The organism is Oceanobacillus luteolus (assembly GCF_023715655.1).
Lineage (GTDB): Bacteria > Bacillota > Bacilli > Bacillales > Amphibacillaceae > Oceanobacillus > Oceanobacillus luteolus.
In genome coordinates this window covers 459,805-480,100 of record NZ_JAMBON010000001.1, presented here as the reverse complement: position 1 = coordinate 480,100, position 20,296 = coordinate 459,805, and the positions used below count along the sequence as shown (strand labels likewise).

Below are 20,296 nucleotides of genomic sequence, written 5' to 3'. Positions count from 1 at the left end.
ATTTTATTTATGACAATAGGAATAGCATTTCTAATTACTGTTCTTTTTTCGCCACTATTTATTCCATTTTTGAGACGATTAAAGTTTGGACAAAGTATTCGCGAAGAAGGACCACAGTCACATCAGAAGAAGAGCGGTACACCGACAATGGGTGGAATCATGATTATTTTAAGCATCGTCATCACTTCACTCATTATGGTTGGGAAAGTTAGTGGAGGAATCGGTTATGAACTATGGCTGTTATTACTTGTTCTCATTGGCTATGGATTGTTAGGATTCCTTGATGACTTTATTAAAGTTGTAATGAAAAGAAATCTTGGTCTTACTTCCTTGCAGAAGTTGCTAGGACAAATTTTGATAGCAGTTATATTCTTTTTCATTCTAAAAGCTAACGACTTTTCTACTTTTGTTCAGCTTCCTGGAACGAATATCCAATGGGAATTGGGTTGGTTCTATGCAATCTTAGTTATTTTTATGCTTGTTGGTTCGTCAAATGCGGTGAACTTAACAGATGGACTTGACGGACTGCTTGCTGGAACTGCGACTATTGCATTTGGTGCATTTGCAATTTTAGCTTGGTATGGTATGCCACAGGATGATATTGCGATTTATTCATTAGCTTCTGTTGGAGCTTTACTAGGATTCCTCGTTTTCAACGCCCACCCCGCGAAAGTATTTATGGGAGATACCGGATCTTTAGCGCTCGGGGGCTCGATAGCTGCAGTAGCCATCCTGACGAAAATGGAAATACTTCTAGTGATTATTGGCGGTGTTTTCGTCATTGAAACATTATCTGTCATTATCCAAGTAATTTCCTTTAAGACAACCGGTAAACGAGTATTTAAAATGAGTCCATTGCATCATCATTACGAGCTTTTAGGCTGGTCAGAATGGCGTGTCGTCACAACATTTTGGTTGGTTGGCCTCGTATGTGCAGCATTGGGGATATATATTGAGGTGGGCCTAAATTGAGAAAACTAGAGAATTTTCCATATCAACAAGTGCTTGTCCTTGGATTGGCGAAGAGCGGTACAGCAGCTGCCAAAACCTTGTTGAGGAACGGAATGAAAGTCCGTGTGAATGACAAGCAATTAAGTGAAAAATCGACTATTGTGCAAGACCTGGTTGCTCTTGGCGCTGAAATGGTATTAGGTTCACATCCGTTATCTGTACTTGAAGGTATAGAAATAGTTGTAAAGAATCCAGGAATCTCATATGAGAATCCAGTACTTGTAGAAGCAATGAAACGAAAAATTCCAATTGTGACAGAGATAGAAATTGCATATCAACTTGTTCCTGAGTTGCTGATAGGAATTACAGGATCGAACGGGAAGACGACGACGACAACATTAACAACTTCGATGTTGCAGGAAAGTAATCGACCAGTGAAAGTAGCTGGAAATATTGGAATCGTCGCTACTGAAGCAGCTGAAAATTTAGCAGAACAGGAAGCTCTTGTTTTGGAACTCTCCTCATTCCAACTCCAAGGCACCATCGCGTTTCGACCTAATATTGCGGTCATCCTTAATGTATTTCAAGCGCATCTTGATTACCATAAAACATTGGAAAATTATAAACAAGCGAAGTTCAACATCTTCCGAAATCAAACGGAAGAGGACTTTTTAATTTATAATGCCGATGACGATGAAATTGAAGAACAGGTTAAAACTGCAAGAGCTAAGCTAATCCCTTTCTCCACTACTAAAAAATTGGAGGAGGGTGTTTGGACAGATGGAACATCGGTATATTTCTTAGATGAAAAAGTAATAAACTTAGAAAAAATTGTACTTGTAGGTAACCATAATCTAGAGAATATATTAGCTGCAGTAGCTGCAGCAAAATTAGCAGGTGCAACGAATGAAGGCATTGAACGTGTACTAACAACTTTTACAGGTGTGAAACATCGCCTGCAATTTGTTGATAAGGTACATGGTCGTCTTTTCTACAATGATTCAAAAGCAACTAATATGCTTGCTACTGAGAAAGCTTTAGCGGCTTTTAAACAACCGACGATTCTGCTAGCTGGTGGACTGGATCGTGGTGATGATCTGAGTGAATTAATCCCTCATTTCAAGCATGTTAAAGGCTTAGTCAGCTTCGGAGAAACGAAGGAGAAACTGGAAAAAGTTGCAGAAGAAGCCAATGTTCCAATTATTTTAAATGCAGAAAATGTAGAAGAAGCAGTAAAGGTAGCTTACGAGCATTCAGAAGAAAACGATGTGATTCTGTTGTCTCCCGCTTGTGCTAGCTGGGACCAATACCGCACCTTTGAAGAAAGAGGAGACATGTTTATCCAAGCCGTGCATAAACTATTATAGGGGCTTGGACAAACAATAAATTAATAGATATTTTGCCCCTATTCTTAAACGAAAGAAAGGGGTTTTTTCATGCTTAGAAATCTCACAAAAGCTGAAAATAGACCGGATATGCTTTTGTTTACCGTTATTATTGCGTTACTGATCATCGGCATAATTATGGTGTATAGTGCTTCACATGTATGGTCCTTGTATAAATTCGATGATGAGTTTTACTATGTTAAAAGACAACTTTTATTTGCTGGGGCTGGAATAATCGCTATGATATTTTTCATGTTTGTTCCCTATACTACTTGGAAAAAGTATTCAAACTTCATCTTGATTGGATGTTTTATTTTACTTCTTCTCGTTTTGATTCCCGGTATTGGAATGGTAAGGGGTGGGGCGAGGAGCTGGATTGGTGTAGGAGCATTCAGTATTCAGCCTTCTGAATTTATGAAACTTGGGTTAATTATCTTCCTGGCAGCTTTATTATCCGAAAAGCAAAAGTATATCACTTCTCTGACGAAAGGCTTTCTACCGTGCTTGTTGCTCATTTTCACTGCTTTTGGATTAATTATGCTCCAACCTGATTTAGGAACAGGTCTAGTGTTAGTCTTAACCTGTGTCACAATGATTTTTATTGCCGGAGCAAGGATTTCTCATTTTGTTAGTCTTGGGATAATAGGGTTGATTGGTTTCGCTTTATTAATAATATCTGCGCCATATCGAATAAATCGGATTACTGCATTTCTGAATCCGTGGGAAGACCCGCTTGGAGACGGTTTTCAAATTATCCAGTCTCTTTATGCAATTGGTCCAGGAGGTTTGATGGGACTTGGTTTAGGTAATAGCTTACAGAAATACTTTTATTTGCCTGAACCGCAAACTGATTTTATCTTTGCCATCCTTGCTGAAGAACTTGGATTCATCGGCGGACTCGGCCTGATTACCTTATTATTTTTATTACTCTGGCGGGGAATTAAAGTAGCACTAGAATCTGCCGATCCTTTTGCCAGATATTTAGCTTTAGGCATCGTATCGATGCTGATTATCCAGGCAATGATCAATATCAGCGTTGTCATCGGCTTAATCCCAGTAACAGGCATTACCCTCCCGTTCTTAAGCTATGGAGGCTCATCATTAACCTTAACACTATGTTCTGTTGGGATATTATTAAATTTAAGCATTCACTCTAGGATTTAGATAAATAGAACCAAGGTCTAAACTTTGAATTAAGAATAGAACCTGAAGTCCGCAGTGCAAATACCTCTCTCTTTCCGCCGGCGGCCCGTGAGCCTCTGATGCAAAGGACATGGCGTTCTTATTCAGCTTCGCTATGCTGTGGGATCCCAATCCGACCTATTCTTCTGCAGAAGTCAAAAGTATTTGGACTATCCCAGAAGATCAGTTAGTTTAGTTTGTGGATGTTTTATCTGCATTAAATAAAGATAATATAAAATGATTGTGCAAAGGAAATTCAGGATTCAAATTAAAGTGGCCTTTTACTGATTTTGTTAATTTTTTGCTGACATAAATAAAAATACAATGTATCAACTTTAGTTTTGCTCGGAGCAGCCCCGATACACCGAAGACTCCTGTGGGAGCAAAGGCATCGGTGAGACCCCGCAAGGCGCTTGTGCCTGAGGAGGCTCACCAGCCGCCACGGAAAGCGAAGGTGTATCGGGGGCTGCGAACATGAAAAGAAGGTAACTGAATTCGAATATCAGTAATTTATGTTGATGTTAATATCAATTAATTCATCTAAAATCCATCATTTTAAATCAATTACTTTTTTTACCAATAAAAACTTACATTTCTATGGTAAGTATACTATCTGTTAACTACTAATCTATGATATAATTCTAATAACTAGATATAAACGGCATTTTTATTGCCGTTTTTAAATTTTACTATAATCTATATAAAAATTAGACTTAGTCTGCTGATAAAGGAAGAAATGGAGATGAATAAAGACAATAAGAATATCGTTTCCATCGAGGATCGTATTCCTAAATTAAAAGAAGCTCGAAAGAAAAAAGCAAATCGACGTTTGGTTTTTTACATGACAATCTTTTTCTTCTTAATTTCTATTATCGTTTATCTGCAATCACCATTAAGCGAGGTAAAAACAATTACTGTACATAACAATTCCTTTATAACTGATGAAGAGATTACAGAGTTGTCAGGCTTATTGGATAAACCAAATATCTGGGCTATTGACTTTGCTGATATTGAGAGCAAACTGAAAGACAATCCAGTGATTGAAGAAGTGGATGTAGAAAGAAAGCTGCCTAATACGGTAGCAATCACAGTCGAAGAAAAAGAAATTATTGGTATTATTGAAGATGGAACGAATTACTTACCAGTTCTACACACTGGTGAAGTTTTAGACTCAGTCGAATATCAATCCTTTACTGGAGAAGCTCCGTTATTAATAGGTTTCACCGATGAGGAGTTTTTAAAAAAGATGGCTGATGAGCTCTATCAATTGCCTCCTGATATTTTGGATTTAATTTCTGAAGTTTATTGGAAGCCTGAAGAAGGAAATCAAAACAACATCTTACTCTTTATGAATGATGGATTTGTAGTGAAAGGAACAATTATGGATTTTGCCGAAGGGATGGCTGTTTATCCTTCAGTAGTTTCCCAGCTTGACCCAAATACTAAGGGTATCATACATATAGGTGTTGGTGTTTATTTTGAATCCTTTGAATCAGATGCCGATATAGAAGAAGAGGAAGAAATAGAGGAGTCGCTAGAATAGGGCGGAATGATGTTAATATGATTGGGAACGACTTAAAATAAAAAGGCAATACGAAAAGTATAGAAGCAGACAGGATTATTTTCTATAAATAAAGGGAAATGTACTGCTTATGTTGAATTAATTAATGATACTGTTAGAAAAAATATTAATGCTAGACTGCTATGTTTAGATAATTATAACTGGAATGTAATGTAATTTTTGGGGGTGCCATTCTTTGAATAATAGTGAAATTCTCGTGAGCCTTGATATAGGTACATCGAAAATTAAAGTGATAATTGGAGAAGTACTAGATGATTCATTGAATATAATCGGAGTCGGAACAGCAAAATCCCTTGGTATGAAAAAAGGTGCCATTGTTGATATTGATCAGACGGTACAATCGATTCGTAGTGCGATTGAGCAGGCAGAGAGAATGGTAGGCATGCAAATCAATCGTGTTGTTGTAGGAATCAATGGAAATCATATATGGCTCCAACCTTGCCATGGCGTTGTTGCTGTCCAAAATGAAAGTAGAGAAATTGATGATGAAGATGTGACTCGTGTGATTGACGGTGCACAGGTAGTTTCAATTCCTCCAGAAAGGGAAATTATAGATGTGGTTCCAGAACAATTTATTGTAGATGGTCTGGATGGAATCACGGATCCACGAGGAATGATTGGTGTTCGTCTTGAGATGGAAGGTACATTGATTACTTGCTCAAAGACGGTATTACATAACACTTTGAAATGTGTTGAACGGGCAGGACTTGAGGTTTCTGATATCTGTCTTTCACCTTTAGCTTCTGGTTCAGTCGCTTTATCCAGTGACGAGAAAAATATGGGTGTGGCACTGATTGACGTTGGTGGTGGATGTACAACGGTCTCCATATTTGAAAATGACTATTTAGTTGCCACAAGTACAATCGCACTTGGTGGAGATAACATTACGAAAGATTTATCCATCGGTCTCCGGACCTCAACGGAAGAAGCAGAAGATATTAAACTGAATTATGGTCATGCTTTTTACGATGACGCGGATGAAAATGAAACTTTCGAAGTCTCCATTATTGGCAGCAATAATAGACAAACATATAACCAATTGCAAATTTCTGATATGATTGAGGCAAGAATGGAAGAAATCTTTGAATTCACGGCAAGGGAAATTAAGCGGATGGGCTACAACGAACTGCCAGGAGGCTTTGTGTTGACTGGTGGTACGATGGCAATGCCGGGTGTGAGTGAGTTGGCACAAAGTCTGTTTTATTCCAATGTCCGTATTGCGATCCCTGATTATATAGGGGTGCGTGAGCCACTTTATACGACAGGAGTCGGTATATTGCAATTTGCTTATCGGAATGCGAAAATTCAAGGTAAGCAGTTATATCCGGCGATTAGTGAAGTTGAACATGAATCTAAGCCGAAACGTAATCCGAAACAATCCCAAACGAAACCTAGAGAAACAAAGGAAAATAAAAAGAAAAAGGAATCTGGAATTGCTAATTTATTTAAATATTTCTTTGATTAATTGAAGGAATTTGTTGTGCCGGAACAATTTGTTCAAATGGCATTTTCTATAATTAGCTTCTAGAACGCTTGTAATTTTGCAAATTAGGAGGAACTGAGTATGTTGGAGTTTGATACTGGTATGGAGGAATTAGCGAAAATAAAAGTTATTGGCGTTGGCGGAGGCGGTAATAATGCTGTTAACCGTATGATTGAAGATGGTGTTGAAGGAGTAGAATTCATCACTGTCAATACAGACGCACAAGCTTTAAACTTATCAAAAGCAGAAATAAAAGTTCAAATCGGAACAAAATTGACTCGTGGATTAGGTGCGGGAGCTAATCCGGAAGTTGGTAAAAAAGCTGCCGAGGAAAGTAAAGAACAATTGGAAGAAGTGCTTTCTGGAGCGGATATGATATTTGTAACTGCTGGAATGGGTGGTGGCACTGGTACAGGTGCGGCACCAGTTATTGCACAAATTGCAAAAGAACTTGGAGCGCTTACTGTGGGTGTAGTAACCCGTCCGTTCTCTTTCGAAGGAAGAAGAAGGCAGAACCAAGCGGTTAATGGTATTGATACATTGAAAAGCAATGTAGATACATTAATTACTATCCCAAATGACAGATTACTAGAGATTGTTGATAAGAATACACCGATGTTAGAAGCATTCCGTGAGGCGGATAATATCCTTCGCCAAGGGGTTCAAGGGATTTCCGATTTAATTGCTAAACCAGGTCTGATCAACGTCGACTTTGCTGATGTGAAGACCATTATGTATGACAAAGGTTCAGCACTTATGGGAATCGGGATTGCTACGGGTGAAACAAGAGCAACAGAGGCAGCGAAAAAAGCTATCTCCAGCCCGTTGCTTGAAACTTCGATTGATGGTGCGCATGGTATCCTCATGAATATTACTGGTGGCGCCAACTTAAGTTTATATGAAGTTCAAGAGGCAGCTGATCTTGTGACAAATGCAGCAGACGAAGAGGTTAACGTTATCTTCGGTTCAGTAATCAATGAAAACCTTAATGATGAAATTGTCGTTACAGTAATTGCAACAGGTTTTGATGAAACAGTTAAAAAACCTACAACAACTGTAAAAAGGGATAGCAGACCTGCTATTGCAGAAAGACAGCACGCAGCTACACGTGCTCCTGAAGAGCAACAACAACCGAAACGGGAAACTAATATTCCTAGACCAAAAGTGGAAGAGGACGAATTAGATATTCCTACATTCTTAAGAAATCGCAACCGGAACCGCTAATTAAATCATGTTTAATATAAACAGAGCAGATAATATTCTGCTCTGTTTTTTATTTTTTACTCTATAAACCTAGTTGAAAGTCGTATTTTAGCATATTTCCTATTCCGACAAACCCCGAATATTTTAGTGAAAAGTAGTTGTTTATCGCATACAAGAACTGACAGACTTTTTTTGGAGCTTGAGCTATACTTCAATTTACATCTGGAGATTACTATTTTTTTATAAGAAGTAGAAAGGGAGAGAAAGTTGACTATCTATCTTGATGCAATATGGCTACTAAATTTTCTATTGGACTTTATGCTGCTTTTGCTGACTGACAAGCTGGCACGTTTACATACTAGTCGATTGCGATTGGCATTTGGTGCATTTGTAGCTTCATTAATCGTACCAATAACCATCCTTTTCCCGGACTCTTTTTTCACAAGTATTATTGGAAAATTACTTTTTTCCATGTTAATTATTTTAGCTAGCTTTGGGTTTAATAAGATCTCTCAGGTGTTGAAGTTATTGGCTTTGTTTTACATGATGAGCTTTTCAGTTGGTGGTGGATTGATTGCTATCCATTTTATAGCCGAACAGCCCTTTACCATCTCGCAATCCGGATTTTTAACGTATAACACAGGATATGGGGATCCGATTAGTTGGTTATTCGTTGTAGTATTTTTCCCTGTTGTTTGGATATTTACGAAACAGCGTATGGACAAGCACGTTCAAGACAAAATCCGTTATGATATGAAAATACCTGTCTCTATAAAGATAAAAGGTGAAAGCCACTATACTAATGGATTTATTGACAGTGGTAATCAGCTTATTGATCCCTTCACTAAAAAACCGGTTATTATTTGCGATGAAGAATTTCTATCTGACTGGTTTGAGCAGTCAGAGTGGGATCAATTGGAGAAGGCTTATCATCACCTGGATATGGATCAAATTCCTAAAGCATGGATTGATTACTTAAGAATTATTCCATATCAGGGGGTTGAAGGGGGGAATGGCTTTATTTTTACTATCGTTCCAGATGAAATGATTATTCACTATGATAGCAAAGAGATCTATACACGTAATTTTCTAGTTGGGATTCAATTTGGAAATTTAACGAAAGATGGAAATTATAATTGTTTATTGCAGCCGGAACTCATTCAATCGGCGATAACTTATTCAGCATAAAAAGAGAGGGTTGATGAGCATGTGGAAAATTCGATTGAGATTATATTGGTATCGCTTACTAATTAAATTAAAGATTAAATCCCCCGAAATATATTATATTGGTGGAAAAGAAGCACTGCCTCCTCCACTTAATAAAGAGGAAGAGGAGGAGCTGTTGAACTTACTTACTAAGGGAGATCAATCAGCAAGGGCTTTATTAATTGAGCGGAATCTACGTTTGGTGGTATATATTGCCCGGAAGTTTGAGAACACCGGTATTAACATAGAAGACCTGATCAGCATTGGAACAATTGGATTAATTAAAGCTGTGAATACATTTAAGCCAGAAAAGAAAATAAAGTTGGCAACATATGCATCACGTTGTATTGAAAATGAAATACTTATGTATTTGCGAAGAACCAATAAGCTCAAGTCGGAAATTTCCTTCGATGAGCCACTGAATATTGATTGGGACGGCAACGAACTGCTATTATCTGATGTTCTTGGCACAGAGGAAGATATCATTACAAAAAACCTTGAATCCACAGTAGATAAAAATCTGTTGAAAGATGCGCTATCGCAACTGAATAAACGGGAACAACAAATTATGACTTTGCGTTTCGGATTACACGGTCAAGAAGAAAAAACCCAAAAAGATGTTGCAGATATGTTAGGTATATCCCAATCTTATATATCCAGATTAGAAAAGAAAATTATTCGTAGGCTTCAAAAAGAATTTAATAAAATGTTGTAAGTTCTACATCCACGTGGCTTGATTACGTTTTACCAAATTCTGACTCTTTTCAGGTTGCATAAAAACCCTTTTGGAGGGAGATACTGTCCTTGAACAGCATCGACATCTGGGAGGGTTGAGCAGATATGGCTAGACATAAAGTAGAGATTTGTGGTGTAGATACATCCAAACTACCAGTATTGAAAAATGAAGAAATGAAAAAGTTATTCATACGACTCCAGGAAGATGGTGATCTCTCAGCAAGGGAAGAGTTGGTGAATGGAAATTTACGTCTTGTGTTAAGTGTGATACAACGTTTTAATAATCGAGGAGAATATGTTGATGATCTGTTTCAAGTTGGTTGTATCGGGCTTATGAAATCGATTGATAATTTTGATTTAGGACATAATGTAAGGTTTTCCACATATGCAGTACCAATGATTATTGGAGAGATACGACGGTATTTGCGTGATAATAATCCAATTCGTGTATCTCGATCATTACGTGATATAGCTTATAAATCATTACAGGCGCGAGAATTGCTGATGAGTAAAACTTCGCGTGAACCGACACATAAAGAAATAGCTGAAGAGACTGGAATCCCAGAGGAAGATATAGTCTTTGCTTTGGACGCTATCCAAGAACCGGTTTCTTTATTTGAACCGATTTACAACGATGGAGGCGATCCGATTTATGTAGTTGATCAAATTAGTGATGAAAAGGATAAAGCAACAAATTGGGATGACAAAATATCACTTAAAGAGGGAATGGTCCAGCTAAACGAGCGAGAAAAACTTATCTTAAATAAGCGATTTTTCCAAGGAAAAACCCAAATGGAAGTAGCAGAAGAAATCGGAATTTCTCAGGCTCAAGTTTCAAGGTTGGAAAAGGCCGCAATCAAACAAATGAATAAGCGAATGTTTGAATGAATACAATAGGGCAGTCGTTCAGTTAGTGACATACAGATTAAGAAAGTCCAATAGTCACTGGGCGCCTGTGCTTGATTAAGAAGCAGGTATATACCTGCTTTTTTATTTTGTCTTAAAAAGGTATAGGACCTGCATATAGTGTATAAAGAGGTGATAAAATGATACGCTTATCGGATTTGCAAATGAAGGAAGTCATTTCAGTTGTTGATGGAAGGAGATTAGGATTTATTGTTGATTTGGAGATTGATGTGAAGACGGGTAAAATTGTTGCATTGATTTTAGCGGATAGAGATTCGAAAGGTGGGTTTTTCAGTAAAGCTGAAGAGATCCAAGTGCTTTGGAAACAAATTCTACGCATCGGGGAGGACGTTATCCTTGTTAAGGAATCCATTGACCAGCGTACTTTGATGTTACCTTAATATGAAGGACAAAATAGGTTATCTACTAGACAAAATATGATAAAATGAAACAAGATAAAGGAGGCGGACTTGAAGTGGAACCATTTCATTTGGAACAGGAACAGATTTTACAATTAAAAGGATGGCAACAATCATCAACAAATCTAGTTGCAGGCATGACGACAAAGAATGGCGGTGTAAGTAAAGGCAATTTCTCCACCTTTAATTGTGGTCTCCATGTTCAAGACGTTATTGACGATGTGCTTGAAAATAGAGAACGTCTAGCAGCGTTAACAGGTTTCCCTCTAGAGGATTGGGTAGCGGCTGAACAAGTTCATGGGAAAAAAGTACAGCTTGTGTCTGGATTGGATAAAGGTAAGGGAGCATTTTCAACTGAATCTGCTTTATCCGGGATTGACGGAATATTGACAAAGGAGAAAGGTGTATTACTAATAGCATTTTATGCTGATTGTATCCCACTTTACTTCTATGATCCTGAAGAAGAAATCATTGGGATTGCCCATGCCGGATGGAAAGGCACAGTAAACCAAATTGGAAAAGAAATGATTACTCGTTTTAAGGAAAATGGGTCCAAGCTGGAAAACATCCAGGTCACAATCGGCCCAGGAATTTCTCAGGAACACTATGAAGTGGATGAGCGGGTTGTCTCCCATATTGACCAACAGTATCGGGATAAAGTATTAAAATCTAAAGGAAATCAACGCTTTCTTTTAAACCTAAAAGAGTTGAATAAAGAAATCCTTTTACATTCCGGAATATTAAGGCATAATATAGATATGACAAATTACTGTACGTATCGAGATAAAGATTTATTTTTTTCATACAGACGTGACCAGGGAAAGACAGGCAGAATGCTTGGTTTCATAGGTATGCGGGTATAAAGAAATTAAAGGGGATTGTTTGAGAATGGTTGTAACAACGAACTTAGAAGAAATCAGAAAAAACATGGAAGCAGCATGTAAACGGAGTAATCGAAATGTAAAGGATATTACATTAATTGCTGTAACGAAATATGTTACAATTGAACGAAATAACGAGCTGTTGGAAGCTGGAATCCAACATTTTGGCGAAAACCGAAATGAAGGATTCTTGGAGAAGTACGAAGCAATTGGTGAGAAAGCAAAGTGGCATTTTATCGGTACTTTACAATCCAGAAAAGTTAAAGATATTATTGACAAGGTAGACATGATTCACTCCCTGGATCGTAAATCCTTAGCGAAAGAAATAAATAAACGGGCTTCTAAGACAATAGAATGTTTTGTTCAAGTCAATGTAAGCGGAGAAGAAACAAAGCATGGGCTATCCGTCGAGGAAGTAGAATCTTTCATTGAACAAATTGCTCAATATGACAAAATTAAAGTAGTCGGGTTAATGACCATGGCTCCTCATATCGAAGACCAGGAAGAAATACGTAGTGTTTTCCAGCAACTTGCCCAACTAAGGAATAAAATCAAGGATAAAAATTTAGCCCATGCACCTTGTCATTATTTATCCATGGGGATGAGTAATGATTATAAAATTGCTATTGAAGAAGGAGCAACACATATCCGTATAGGTTCAAAACTAGTTGGTGAATAAAACTACCCTTTATAAGAGGTGAAGGAAATGAGCTTTAAAAACAAAATTAAGAACTACTTTACAATGGACGAAGAATATGAATACGAGTATATTGAAGAGGACGATCTACCTGAGAAGGCTGCTCCAAAACCAAAGAATCAAAATGTTGTAAGTTTGCAGAGTGTACAGCAACCTGCTCAAAAGGTAGTCCTTTGTGAGCCGCGTTCTTATAATGAGGCACAAGAGATAGCGGATAATATTGTTAATAAACGTGCAGTTGTCATAAACCTGCAAAGGGTGGAAAGTCATCAAGCTAAACGGATAGTTGATTTTCTAAGTGGGACTGTTTATGCATTGAATGGAGATATTCAAAAGCTGGGTGCTGAAACATTTTTGTGTACTCCTGATAATGTAGATGTGACTGGTTCCATCACAGAATCATTCACTTATGAAGATGAATATTAAAAAGGATGGTCGTATTTAATGTATCAACTCTTATACTTTTTGCAATTAGCATTATCTATCTATTCATGGGCACTCATTATTTATATTTTAATGTCCTGGTTCCCAGGAGCTCGTGAATCTTCGTTTGGGGAGATGCTCGGAAGAATTTGTGAGCCTTATTTAGAAATCTTCCGCAGGTTCATTCCACCTCTAGGAATGATTGACATCTCTCCAATCGTAGCCATTATCGTACTTTCATTAGCTAGAACGGGATTAGTTTCATTTTTCCAGATGTTCCTGTTATAAAATGATATTTTGGAACAGTTCTGTTCTATGGAACTTCCATTACATAGAGAATGAATAGTATTAGATTTAAAAGGAAGTTATAGATGGATATTTACCAGCACTTTCGGAAAGAAGAAGAACCGTTTATTGACCAGGTATTCTCATGGAAAGAACAAGTTGAACGAACGTATGTTGCAAGATTGACAGACTTTTTAGATCCGCGGGAACAGCAAATTGTACAAATGTTAGTAAGTGAAAGTAAGGATGAACTACAACTTGCTGATTCAGGCGGTTCTCCAAATTCTGAGAGAAAGAGAATGATTATTGCACCTTATTATGAAGAAATCACATCAGATCATTATCAGATCACTCTTTTAGAAGCAGATTACCATGAAAAGTTTGTGACGCTGACACATCGTGATGTGATGGGAGCATTTTTATCTTTAGGTGTAAAACGGGAAAAACTTGGTGATATTTTTGTTTCGGATGGCATCGTGCAAATTTTTGTGGCATCTGAAATAAGCAATTTCGTTTCCATGAATCTAACATCAATAAAACATGCTAAGATTCATTTAAAAGAAGTGGATATCGAAAAAGCACTTCTACCTAAATCAAATTGGGTTGAATCCAGTAAAACAGTATCTTCTCTTAGATTAGATACTGTTTTAAAAGAAATTTACCGTATGTCACGTAAGGATGCACAAACAGCAATTGAGAAGCAATTGGTTAAAGTCAATCACAAAATTGTTCATGACAATAAATTCCCGTTGGAAGAAGGGGACTTATTATCTTTGCGTGGGAAAGGCCGAAGTAAGCTTGTCCGTATTGAAGGACAGACAAAGAAAGAGAAATATCGTATTATTACAGCAATATTGCAATAAGTTTAAATTTACTTAGACTTGCAGGAGTTTTAGACTTTATGTCGAAATATAAAGATAACTCATTTTATGATATATTAATATTATCAGCATTAAGGAGGTGGCCTAAGTGCCATTAACACCGTTAGATATTCATAACAAGGAATTTTCCAGTAAATTTCGTGGTTATGATGAAGATGAAGTTAACGAGTTTCTAGATCAGGTAGTGAAAGATTATGAAATGGTCATTCGGGAAAAAAAGAATCTAGAAGAAAAGGTTGCCCAACTTGAAGAGAAATTAGGACACTTCACAAATATTGAAGAAACGTTGAATAAATCAATACTTGTAGCACAAGAAACAGCCGAAGAAGTTAAAGGGAATGCTGCGAAAGAATCCAAATTAATCATTAAAGAAGCTGAGAAGAATGCTGATCGTATCATCAATGAAGCATTAAGCAAATCTCGAAGAATTTCCATGGATGTGGAAGAGCTTAAAAAACAAGCAAAAGTATTCCGTACACGTCTAAAAATGCTGGTTGAAGCTCAACTCGAGATGATCGAAAATGATGATTGGGAAAATCTTTTTGATACAGAAATCGGCGACGAAGATGAATTGATTGAAAATAATGCATAGTAGTGCTTGACGGCTAGAGGATTTTTACATATAATTCATACAAGTAAAGTTTTTTCGCTAAAATACGATGACGGAGACAGTATAAAAGTATATTCTGGTTAAGCGAGTCAGAGGATGGTGGAAGTCTGACACAGATAGCTTTTAGAAAATCACTCCCGATGTATCCATTATGAATTGACAGTAATAGTGGACGGTTCATCCCCGTTAAAAGATCTTCGAGTGAATTTGAATTTTATAATTTAAATTTATAAGGGTGGTACCGCGAGTCTTCTCGTCCCTTTCTAGGGATGAAGAGGGCTTTTTTTATATAAAAAATTGTTTGAAAGAAAGTAATTAAGGAGGAAGTGCAGGATGGATTATAAAGATACATTATTAATGCCAAAAACTGAATTCCCTATGCGCGGGAATTTACCTAATAAAGAGCCACAAAGGCAGAAGCAGTGGGAAGAAGAGAGAATTTATGAAAAGGTTCAAGAGCGAACGAAAGGTCGTCCTTTGTTCATTCTTCATGATGGACCGCCATACGCAAATGGTGATTTGCATATTGGGCATGCTCTTAATAAAGTATTGAAAGATTTTATTGTGCGCTACAAATCAATGACAGGCTATCATGCACCTTATATTCCAGGTTGGGACACACATGGTTTGCCAATTGAAACGGCTTTAACTAAGAAAAAGAAGATTAATCGGAAGGAAATTCCAATTCCAGAGTTCCGTAAAATGTGTGAAGAATATGCCTTAGAACAAATTGATAATCAACGAACTCAATTTAAAGCATTAGGTGTGCGTGGTGATTGGGATAACCCATACATCACATTGACGAAAGAATTTGAAGCTGCGCAAATTAAAGTATTTGGTGAAATGGCGAAAAAAGGTTATATCTATAAAGGATTAAAGCCTGTCAATTGGTCACCTTCTTCGGAATCAGCTCTTGCAGAAGCGGAGATCGAGTACTATGATAAACGCTCTCCATCCATCTATGTATCATTTGAAGTGACGGACGGAAAAGGCGTACTTGAAACTGGTGAGAAAATAGTCATTTGGACGACGACACCATGGACAATACCTGCAAACCTTGCAATCACTGTCCATCCAGATCTTGAATATGTCGTTGTGAAAGTGAAAGAAGAGAAATATGTTATTGCAGAGTCTCTGCTTGAAACAGTATCCGAAGAACTTGAATGGGAAAATCCTGAAGTTGTAAAACAAGTGAAGGGTCAAGATTTGGAACGCGTTGTGACTAAACATCCATTTTACGACCGGGATTCACTAGTTATTCTTGGTGAACATGTAACGACAGACGCTGGTACTGGTTGTGTCCATACTGCACCAGGCCACGGGGAAGATGACTTTTATGTTGCTCAACGTTACGGCTTAGAGGCCCTATCACCAATTGATGACAAAGGGGTATTCACAGATGAAGCACCAGGATTTGAAGGAATGTTTTATGATAAAGCAAATAAAGCCATCACTGAGAAATTAGAAGAAGTTGGCGCACTATTAAAATTAGACTTTATCACTCACTCTTATCCACATGACTGGCGTACGAAAAAACCGACGATTTTCCGAGCTACACCACAGTGGTTTGCGTCAATCAAAGATTTTCGTCAAGATATCCTTAATGAAATCAAAAATGTAGATTGGTATCCAAATTGGGGCGAAACGCGACTATACAATATGGTACGTGATCGCGAAGACTGGGTAATTTCTAGACAACGTACTTGGGGTGTACCAATTCCAGTATTTTATGGAGAAGACGGCACACCAATCATTACTGAAGAAACAATCAATCATGTGTCTGAACTGTTTAGAGAATACGGTTCTAATGTTTGGTTTGAAAGAGAAGCAGAAGACCTGCTCCCTGAAGGTTTTACTTCAGAACACAGCCCTAATGGAAAGTTTACAAAAGAAACGGATATTATGGACGTTTGGTTTGACTCCGGGTCTACTCATGAAGGTGTATTGATGAATCGAGAAGATCATCGCCGCCCTGCAGATATTTACCTTGAAGGTAGTGACCAATATCGCGGTTGGTTTAACTCTTCCATCTCTACAGCGGTTGCTGTTACTGGAAAAGCACCATATAAGGGAGTCATCAGTCATGGCTTTGTGCTTGATGGTGAAGGAAGAAAGATGAGTAAATCTATTGGAAACGTAATTGTACCAAGTAAAGTTCAAAAGCAGTTGGGATCAGATATTCTCCGTTTATGGGTAGCCTCTGTAGACTATCAGGCAGACGTAAGAATATCGGATGATATTTTGAAACAAACATCCGAAGCTTACCGTAAAATCAGAAATACCTTCCGTTTTATCCTAGGTAATTTAGCTGATTTCGACCCTGTTAAAGATAAGGTAGCCGAGTCGGATATGGAAGAAGTTGATTTGTTCATGCTAAATCGACTTCAAGAACTGTTACGTAATTCACGGAACCATTATGAAGTATATGAATACTCACCAATCTTCCATGATATTCATAATTTCTGCTCGGTTGATTTAAGTGCGTTTTACTTGGATTTCGCCAAGGACATTCTGTACATTGAGAATCCAAATCACAAACGTCGTCGCAGCATCCAAACAGCATACTATGAAATCTTGACAACACTCGTCAAACTCTTAACGCCTATCATTCCTCATACAACAGAAGAAGTATGGGAGTATATTCCAGGTGTAGAGGAAAGTAGTGTTCAACTGACTGATATTCCTGAACCGAGAGAAATCAATGGTTTTGATAAAGAAAAATGGAATCATTTCATGCAAGTCCGTGATGATGTCTTAAAGGCATTAGAAGAAGCTAGAAATGAAAAGTTGATCGGTAAACCATTAGAAGCAAAAGTAACATTAGTACCACGTGATGAAGAAACGAAAAAAGTTCTGCATGATATGGAATATCTGCATCAATTCTTAATCGTTTCGGAAGCCGTAGTAAAAGATGAAGAACCGGAAGCAAAAGAATACCGTTATGTAAATGTATTAGTTGAAGTGCATCCAGGTGAAAAATGTGAGCGCTGCTGGGTGTCATCAGAAACTGTTGGAGAAGACAACGATCATCCTACATTGTGTACTCGTTGTGCATCAGTTGTTAAAGAACATTATCAAGCTTAAAGGTATAAGTTCTCTGAGCTAGATGTAAAGAAAGACTGTCCTTTCCTAAAGAAGGGGCAGTCTTTTCATTTTTACTTAGGTTCGTTCTTGTAATTCACTTGTTTAAAGGATAAGATAAATAAAGACAAAGACTATAAATTGGAAGCTGTAAATTCGGAGGACTTGTATGTTAAGATATTATCTTATTGCAATTATTATTATTTTAATTGACCAGTTTACAAAATGGCTTGTTGTTGCCAATATGGAATTGGGTGAAAGTATCCGCATAATTGATGGATTCTTTTATCTCACTTCACACCGGAACAGCGGGGCTGCATGGGGAATCCTTCAAGGGCAAATGTTGTTCTTTTATATTGTAACTGTAATATTTATTGCTGTGGCCGTTTATTATATGCAGAAGTACGCACGTAATAATAAATTGCTTGGAGTATCCTTAGGAATTATTCTCGGCGGTGCAATCGGAAACTTTATCGATCGCATATTTAGACAAGAAGTAGTGGATTTTTTTAATTTTTATATCTTTAATTATAATTTCCCTATCTTTAATATAGCAGATTCTGCATTGACAATTGGTGTCATTTTAATTGTTATTGTAACGATTATGGATGAAAGAAATGAAAAAAGGAAGGAAAGTAAAAAAGCATGAGTTCTTTTACACATATAGTGACTTCAGAACAGAGTAAACAGAGGATTGATAAGCTGCTTGCAGATATCAATCCAGAAAGATCTCGTTCGCAAATCCAATCTTGGATTGCTGATGGATATGTTTCAGTAAATGACGAAAGCGTAAAAGCGAATTACAAATGTCAACTAGGTGATCGAATTGAATGGCACATACCTGAAGTGAAACCTCTCGAAATAGAGGCTGAAGATATTCCACTAGATATTATTTATGAAGATAATGATTTATTGGTTGTAAATAAGCCTCGGGGAATGGTAGTACATCCATCGGCCGGACATGGTTCCGGCACGCTTGTTAATGCGTTGTTATACCATTGCAACGACCTATCAGGAATTAATGGTGTAGAACGACCAGGTATTGTACATCGACTTGATAAAGATACTAGTGGACTTTTAATCGTTGCGAAAAATGACCAAGCACATGTGGGTTTATCAGAGCAGCTAGCAAATCGTGAAGTGGACAGAAAATATATAGCTCTTGTCCATGGGGAAATCCCGCATGAAACAGGGATGGTCGATGCACCAATTGCAAGGGATCCTAAAAATAGACAGCGTATGGCTGTAGTGGATAATGGAAAAAAAGCAATCACTCATTTCCGAGTATTAAAGAGATTTCCTGATTACTCTTATGTGGAATGTAAATTAGAAACTGGTAGAACCCACCAGATACGTGTCCATATGAGATATATCGGTTACCCATTAGTAGGTGATCCTTTATATGGACCTAGAAAAACATTGGATTTAAATGGTCAGGCTTTACACGCTAAAGAAGTTGGATTTATACATCCGATAACAGGCAAATATATGCAGTTCAGTTCCGACATTCCAGAATTTTTTACGGAAGCATTGGAAACAATTGAAAAAATGTATTGACATTTATCATGTCATTTGAAATAATGTATGGAGATGAACGACCTTTAATTATAGTCCCGTGAGGCTAAAAAGGAACGGTAAACATTGGATACATTTGTGTCTAAATCCCTTTTTTCCTCTGGAGAAAAGGGATTATTTTGTTGGAAAATGTTAGGAGGAAAACATAGCCAATGAAGAAAAAGACAGTAGTTCTTGACGCACCAGCAATCAATCGAGCACTTACACGCATGGCCCATGAAATTTTAGAAAGAAATAAAGGGGCAGATGATTTAATTCTTGTAGGAATTAAAACGCGTGGTGTTCCGTTAGCAAAACGCCTCCAGGAAAAAATTAAACAAATTGAAAATATTACAGTACCAATTGGAGAACTCGATATTACGCTTTACCGTGACGATTTAGAGAAGGTCACAGAGAACAATGACCCAGAAGTTAAATCATCGAGTATCGATGAAGAAATCACTGGAAAACTAGTCGTTTTGGTTGACGATGTATTATTCACAGGTAGAACTGTCCGAGCCGCGATGGATGCGGTCATAGACATAGGCAGGCCATCGCAAATTCAATTAGGTGTCCTGATTGATCGCGGTCATCGAGAATTACCGATTCGTGCAGACTATGTAGGGAAAAATATCCCTACTTCAGAAAAGGAAGTAATTGTTGTACGTTTGAATGAAGTGGATAAAAATGATCAAGTGTCCATCTTTGAAAAATAATATAGGAAACAACTTTTAATTAAATCCGAGAGATTTAAAAGGTTGCAAGTGTCATGTCCGTCATGGGGCATGTCTATCTTCCTGCAATCTTTTGCAGGAAGATTTTTTTTGGAAAG

20 protein-coding genes and 1 other annotated feature are annotated in these 20,296 nt (G+C 37.5%); all 20 genes read left to right on the top strand.

Annotated features, from left to right (window positions below):
- Positions 1 to 9 precede the first annotated feature (9 nt).
- The 20 genes from mraY (at position 10) to pyrR (ending at position 20,180) form a co-directional block, all read left to right on the top strand.
- Positions 10 to 972, top strand: a complete 963-nt coding sequence (gene mraY / locus M3210_RS02510; protein ID WP_432806972.1) for a phospho-N-acetylmuramoyl-pentapeptide-transferase — start codon at positions 10 to 12, stop codon at positions 970 to 972.
- Positions 969 to 2,318, top strand: a complete 1,350-nt coding sequence (murD, locus tag M3210_RS02505) for a UDP-N-acetylmuramoyl-L-alanine--D-glutamate ligase (protein WP_251510999.1) — start codon at positions 969 to 971, stop codon at positions 2,316 to 2,318. The genes mraY and murD overlap by 4 nt, the downstream gene beginning before the upstream one ends.
- 69 nt (positions 2,319 to 2,387) lie before the next feature.
- Positions 2,388 to 3,500, top strand: coding sequence for a stage V sporulation protein E (gene spoVE, locus M3210_RS02500; RefSeq protein ID WP_251510991.1), 1,113 nt, complete (start codon positions 2,388 to 2,390; stop codon positions 3,498 to 3,500).
- 760 nt (positions 3,501 to 4,260) lie between these two features.
- Complete coding sequence (locus M3210_RS02495) at positions 4,261 to 5,061, top strand: cell division protein FtsQ/DivIB (RefSeq protein WP_251510989.1); 801 nt, start codon at positions 4,261 to 4,263, stop codon at positions 5,059 to 5,061.
- 214 nt (positions 5,062 to 5,275) lie between these two features.
- The gene (ftsA, locus tag M3210_RS02490) at positions 5,276 to 6,565 is read left to right on the top strand and encodes a cell division protein FtsA (protein WP_251510986.1); all 1,290 of its coding nucleotides are present in this window, start codon (positions 5,276 to 5,278) and stop codon (positions 6,563 to 6,565) included.
- Between the two features lie 99 nt (positions 6,566 to 6,664).
- Positions 6,665 to 7,807 carry a cell division protein FtsZ gene (gene ftsZ / locus M3210_RS02485; RefSeq protein WP_251510980.1) on the top strand — a complete coding sequence of 381 codons (1,143 nt, stop codon included), beginning with the start codon at positions 6,665 to 6,667 and terminating at the stop codon, positions 7,805 to 7,807.
- 246 nt (positions 7,808 to 8,053) lie between these two features.
- On the top strand, positions 8,054 to 8,974 hold the full coding sequence (gene spoIIGA, locus M3210_RS02480; protein WP_251510972.1) for a sigma-E processing peptidase SpoIIGA: 921 nt from the start codon (positions 8,054 to 8,056) through the stop codon (positions 8,972 to 8,974).
- 13 nt (positions 8,975 to 8,987) lie between these two features.
- Positions 8,988 to 9,707 carry an RNA polymerase sporulation sigma factor SigE gene (sigE, locus tag M3210_RS02475; RefSeq protein ID WP_251510963.1) on the top strand — a complete coding sequence of 240 codons (720 nt, stop codon included), beginning with the start codon at positions 8,988 to 8,990 and terminating at the stop codon, positions 9,705 to 9,707.
- 125 nt (positions 9,708 to 9,832) lie between these two features.
- Positions 9,833 to 10,615: an RNA polymerase sporulation sigma factor SigG gene (gene sigG / locus M3210_RS02470; protein ID WP_251510952.1), complete on the top strand. Its 783-nt coding sequence runs from the start codon at positions 9,833 to 9,835 to the stop codon at positions 10,613 to 10,615.
- Positions 10,616 to 10,773: 158 nt separating this feature from the next.
- Complete coding sequence (locus M3210_RS02465; RefSeq protein WP_251510944.1) at positions 10,774 to 11,034, top strand: YlmC/YmxH family sporulation protein; 261 nt, start codon at positions 10,774 to 10,776, stop codon at positions 11,032 to 11,034.
- A 74-nt stretch (positions 11,035 to 11,108) separates the two neighbouring features.
- Positions 11,109 to 11,915 carry a peptidoglycan editing factor PgeF gene (pgeF, locus tag M3210_RS02460; protein WP_251510942.1) on the top strand — a complete coding sequence of 269 codons (807 nt, stop codon included), beginning with the start codon at positions 11,109 to 11,111 and terminating at the stop codon, positions 11,913 to 11,915.
- 25 nt (positions 11,916 to 11,940) lie between these two features.
- A complete protein-coding gene (locus M3210_RS02455; RefSeq protein ID WP_251510933.1) occupies positions 11,941 to 12,612 on the top strand; it encodes a YggS family pyridoxal phosphate-dependent enzyme in 672 nt (223 codons plus the stop codon).
- A 27-nt stretch (positions 12,613 to 12,639) separates the two neighbouring features.
- Positions 12,640 to 13,056 carry a cell division protein SepF gene (locus M3210_RS02450; RefSeq protein WP_251510925.1) on the top strand — a complete coding sequence of 139 codons (417 nt, stop codon included), beginning with the start codon at positions 12,640 to 12,642 and terminating at the stop codon, positions 13,054 to 13,056.
- Between the two features lie 18 nt (positions 13,057 to 13,074).
- A complete protein-coding gene (locus M3210_RS02445; RefSeq protein ID WP_251510923.1) occupies positions 13,075 to 13,341 on the top strand; it encodes a YggT family protein in 267 nt (88 codons plus the stop codon).
- Between the two features lie 83 nt (positions 13,342 to 13,424).
- Entirely contained in the window at positions 13,425 to 14,201 is a 777-nt protein-coding gene (locus M3210_RS02440; RefSeq protein ID WP_251510921.1) for a YlmH family RNA-binding protein, read from the top strand.
- A gap of 106 nt (positions 14,202 to 14,307) precedes the next feature.
- On the top strand, positions 14,308 to 14,811 hold the full coding sequence (locus tag M3210_RS02435; RefSeq protein ID WP_251510918.1) for a DivIVA domain-containing protein: 504 nt from the start codon (positions 14,308 to 14,310) through the stop codon (positions 14,809 to 14,811).
- 58 nt (positions 14,812 to 14,869) lie between these two features.
- Positions 14,870 to 15,093 (top strand) — a binding site (T-box leader).
- 69 nt (positions 15,094 to 15,162) lie between these two features.
- Positions 15,163 to 17,913 (top strand): isoleucine--tRNA ligase, encoded by a 2,751-nt coding sequence (gene ileS / locus M3210_RS02430; RefSeq protein ID WP_251510916.1) that lies wholly within the window; start codon positions 15,163 to 15,165, stop codon positions 17,911 to 17,913.
- 166 nt (positions 17,914 to 18,079) lie between these two features.
- A complete protein-coding gene (gene lspA / locus M3210_RS02425; protein ID WP_251510907.1) occupies positions 18,080 to 18,559 on the top strand; it encodes a signal peptidase II in 480 nt (159 codons plus the stop codon).
- Complete coding sequence (locus M3210_RS02420) at positions 18,556 to 19,467, top strand: RluA family pseudouridine synthase (RefSeq protein ID WP_251510905.1); 912 nt, start codon at positions 18,556 to 18,558, stop codon at positions 19,465 to 19,467. Before lspA ends, M3210_RS02420 begins: the two co-directional genes overlap by 4 nt.
- A 170-nt stretch (positions 19,468 to 19,637) precedes the next feature.
- On the top strand, positions 19,638 to 20,180 hold the full coding sequence (gene pyrR / locus M3210_RS02415) for a bifunctional pyr operon transcriptional regulator/uracil phosphoribosyltransferase PyrR (protein ID WP_251510902.1): 543 nt from the start codon (positions 19,638 to 19,640) through the stop codon (positions 20,178 to 20,180).
- Positions 20,181 to 20,296 lie beyond the last annotated feature (116 nt).

Coding starts and splice junctions, on each gene's coding strand:
- mraY (WP_432806972.1), top strand. CDS start 10: ATGACAATAGGAATAGCATTTCTAATTACTGTTCTTTTTTCGCCACTA.
- spoVE (WP_251510991.1), top strand. CDS start 2,388: ATGCTTAGAAATCTCACAAAAGCTGAAAATAGACCGGATATGCTTTTG.
- M3210_RS02495 (WP_251510989.1), top strand. CDS start 4,261: ATGAATAAAGACAATAAGAATATCGTTTCCATCGAGGATCGTATTCCT.
- ftsZ (WP_251510980.1), top strand. CDS start 6,665: ATGTTGGAGTTTGATACTGGTATGGAGGAATTAGCGAAAATAAAAGTT.
- sigE (WP_251510963.1), top strand. CDS start 8,988: ATGAGCATGTGGAAAATTCGATTGAGATTATATTGGTATCGCTTACTA.
- sigG (WP_251510952.1), top strand. CDS start 9,833: ATGGCTAGACATAAAGTAGAGATTTGTGGTGTAGATACATCCAAACTA.
- M3210_RS02465 (WP_251510944.1), top strand. CDS start 10,774: ATGATACGCTTATCGGATTTGCAAATGAAGGAAGTCATTTCAGTTGTT.
- M3210_RS02455 (WP_251510933.1), top strand. CDS start 11,941: ATGGTTGTAACAACGAACTTAGAAGAAATCAGAAAAAACATGGAAGCA.
- M3210_RS02450 (WP_251510925.1), top strand. CDS start 12,640: ATGAGCTTTAAAAACAAAATTAAGAACTACTTTACAATGGACGAAGAA.
- M3210_RS02445 (WP_251510923.1), top strand. CDS start 13,075: ATGTATCAACTCTTATACTTTTTGCAATTAGCATTATCTATCTATTCA.
- M3210_RS02440 (WP_251510921.1), top strand. CDS start 13,425: ATGGATATTTACCAGCACTTTCGGAAAGAAGAAGAACCGTTTATTGAC.
- ileS (WP_251510916.1), top strand. CDS start 15,163: ATGGATTATAAAGATACATTATTAATGCCAAAAACTGAATTCCCTATG.
- lspA (WP_251510907.1), top strand. CDS start 18,080: ATGTTAAGATATTATCTTATTGCAATTATTATTATTTTAATTGACCAG.
- M3210_RS02420 (WP_251510905.1), top strand. CDS start 18,556: ATGAGTTCTTTTACACATATAGTGACTTCAGAACAGAGTAAACAGAGG.
- pyrR (WP_251510902.1), top strand. CDS start 19,638: ATGAAGAAAAAGACAGTAGTTCTTGACGCACCAGCAATCAATCGAGCA.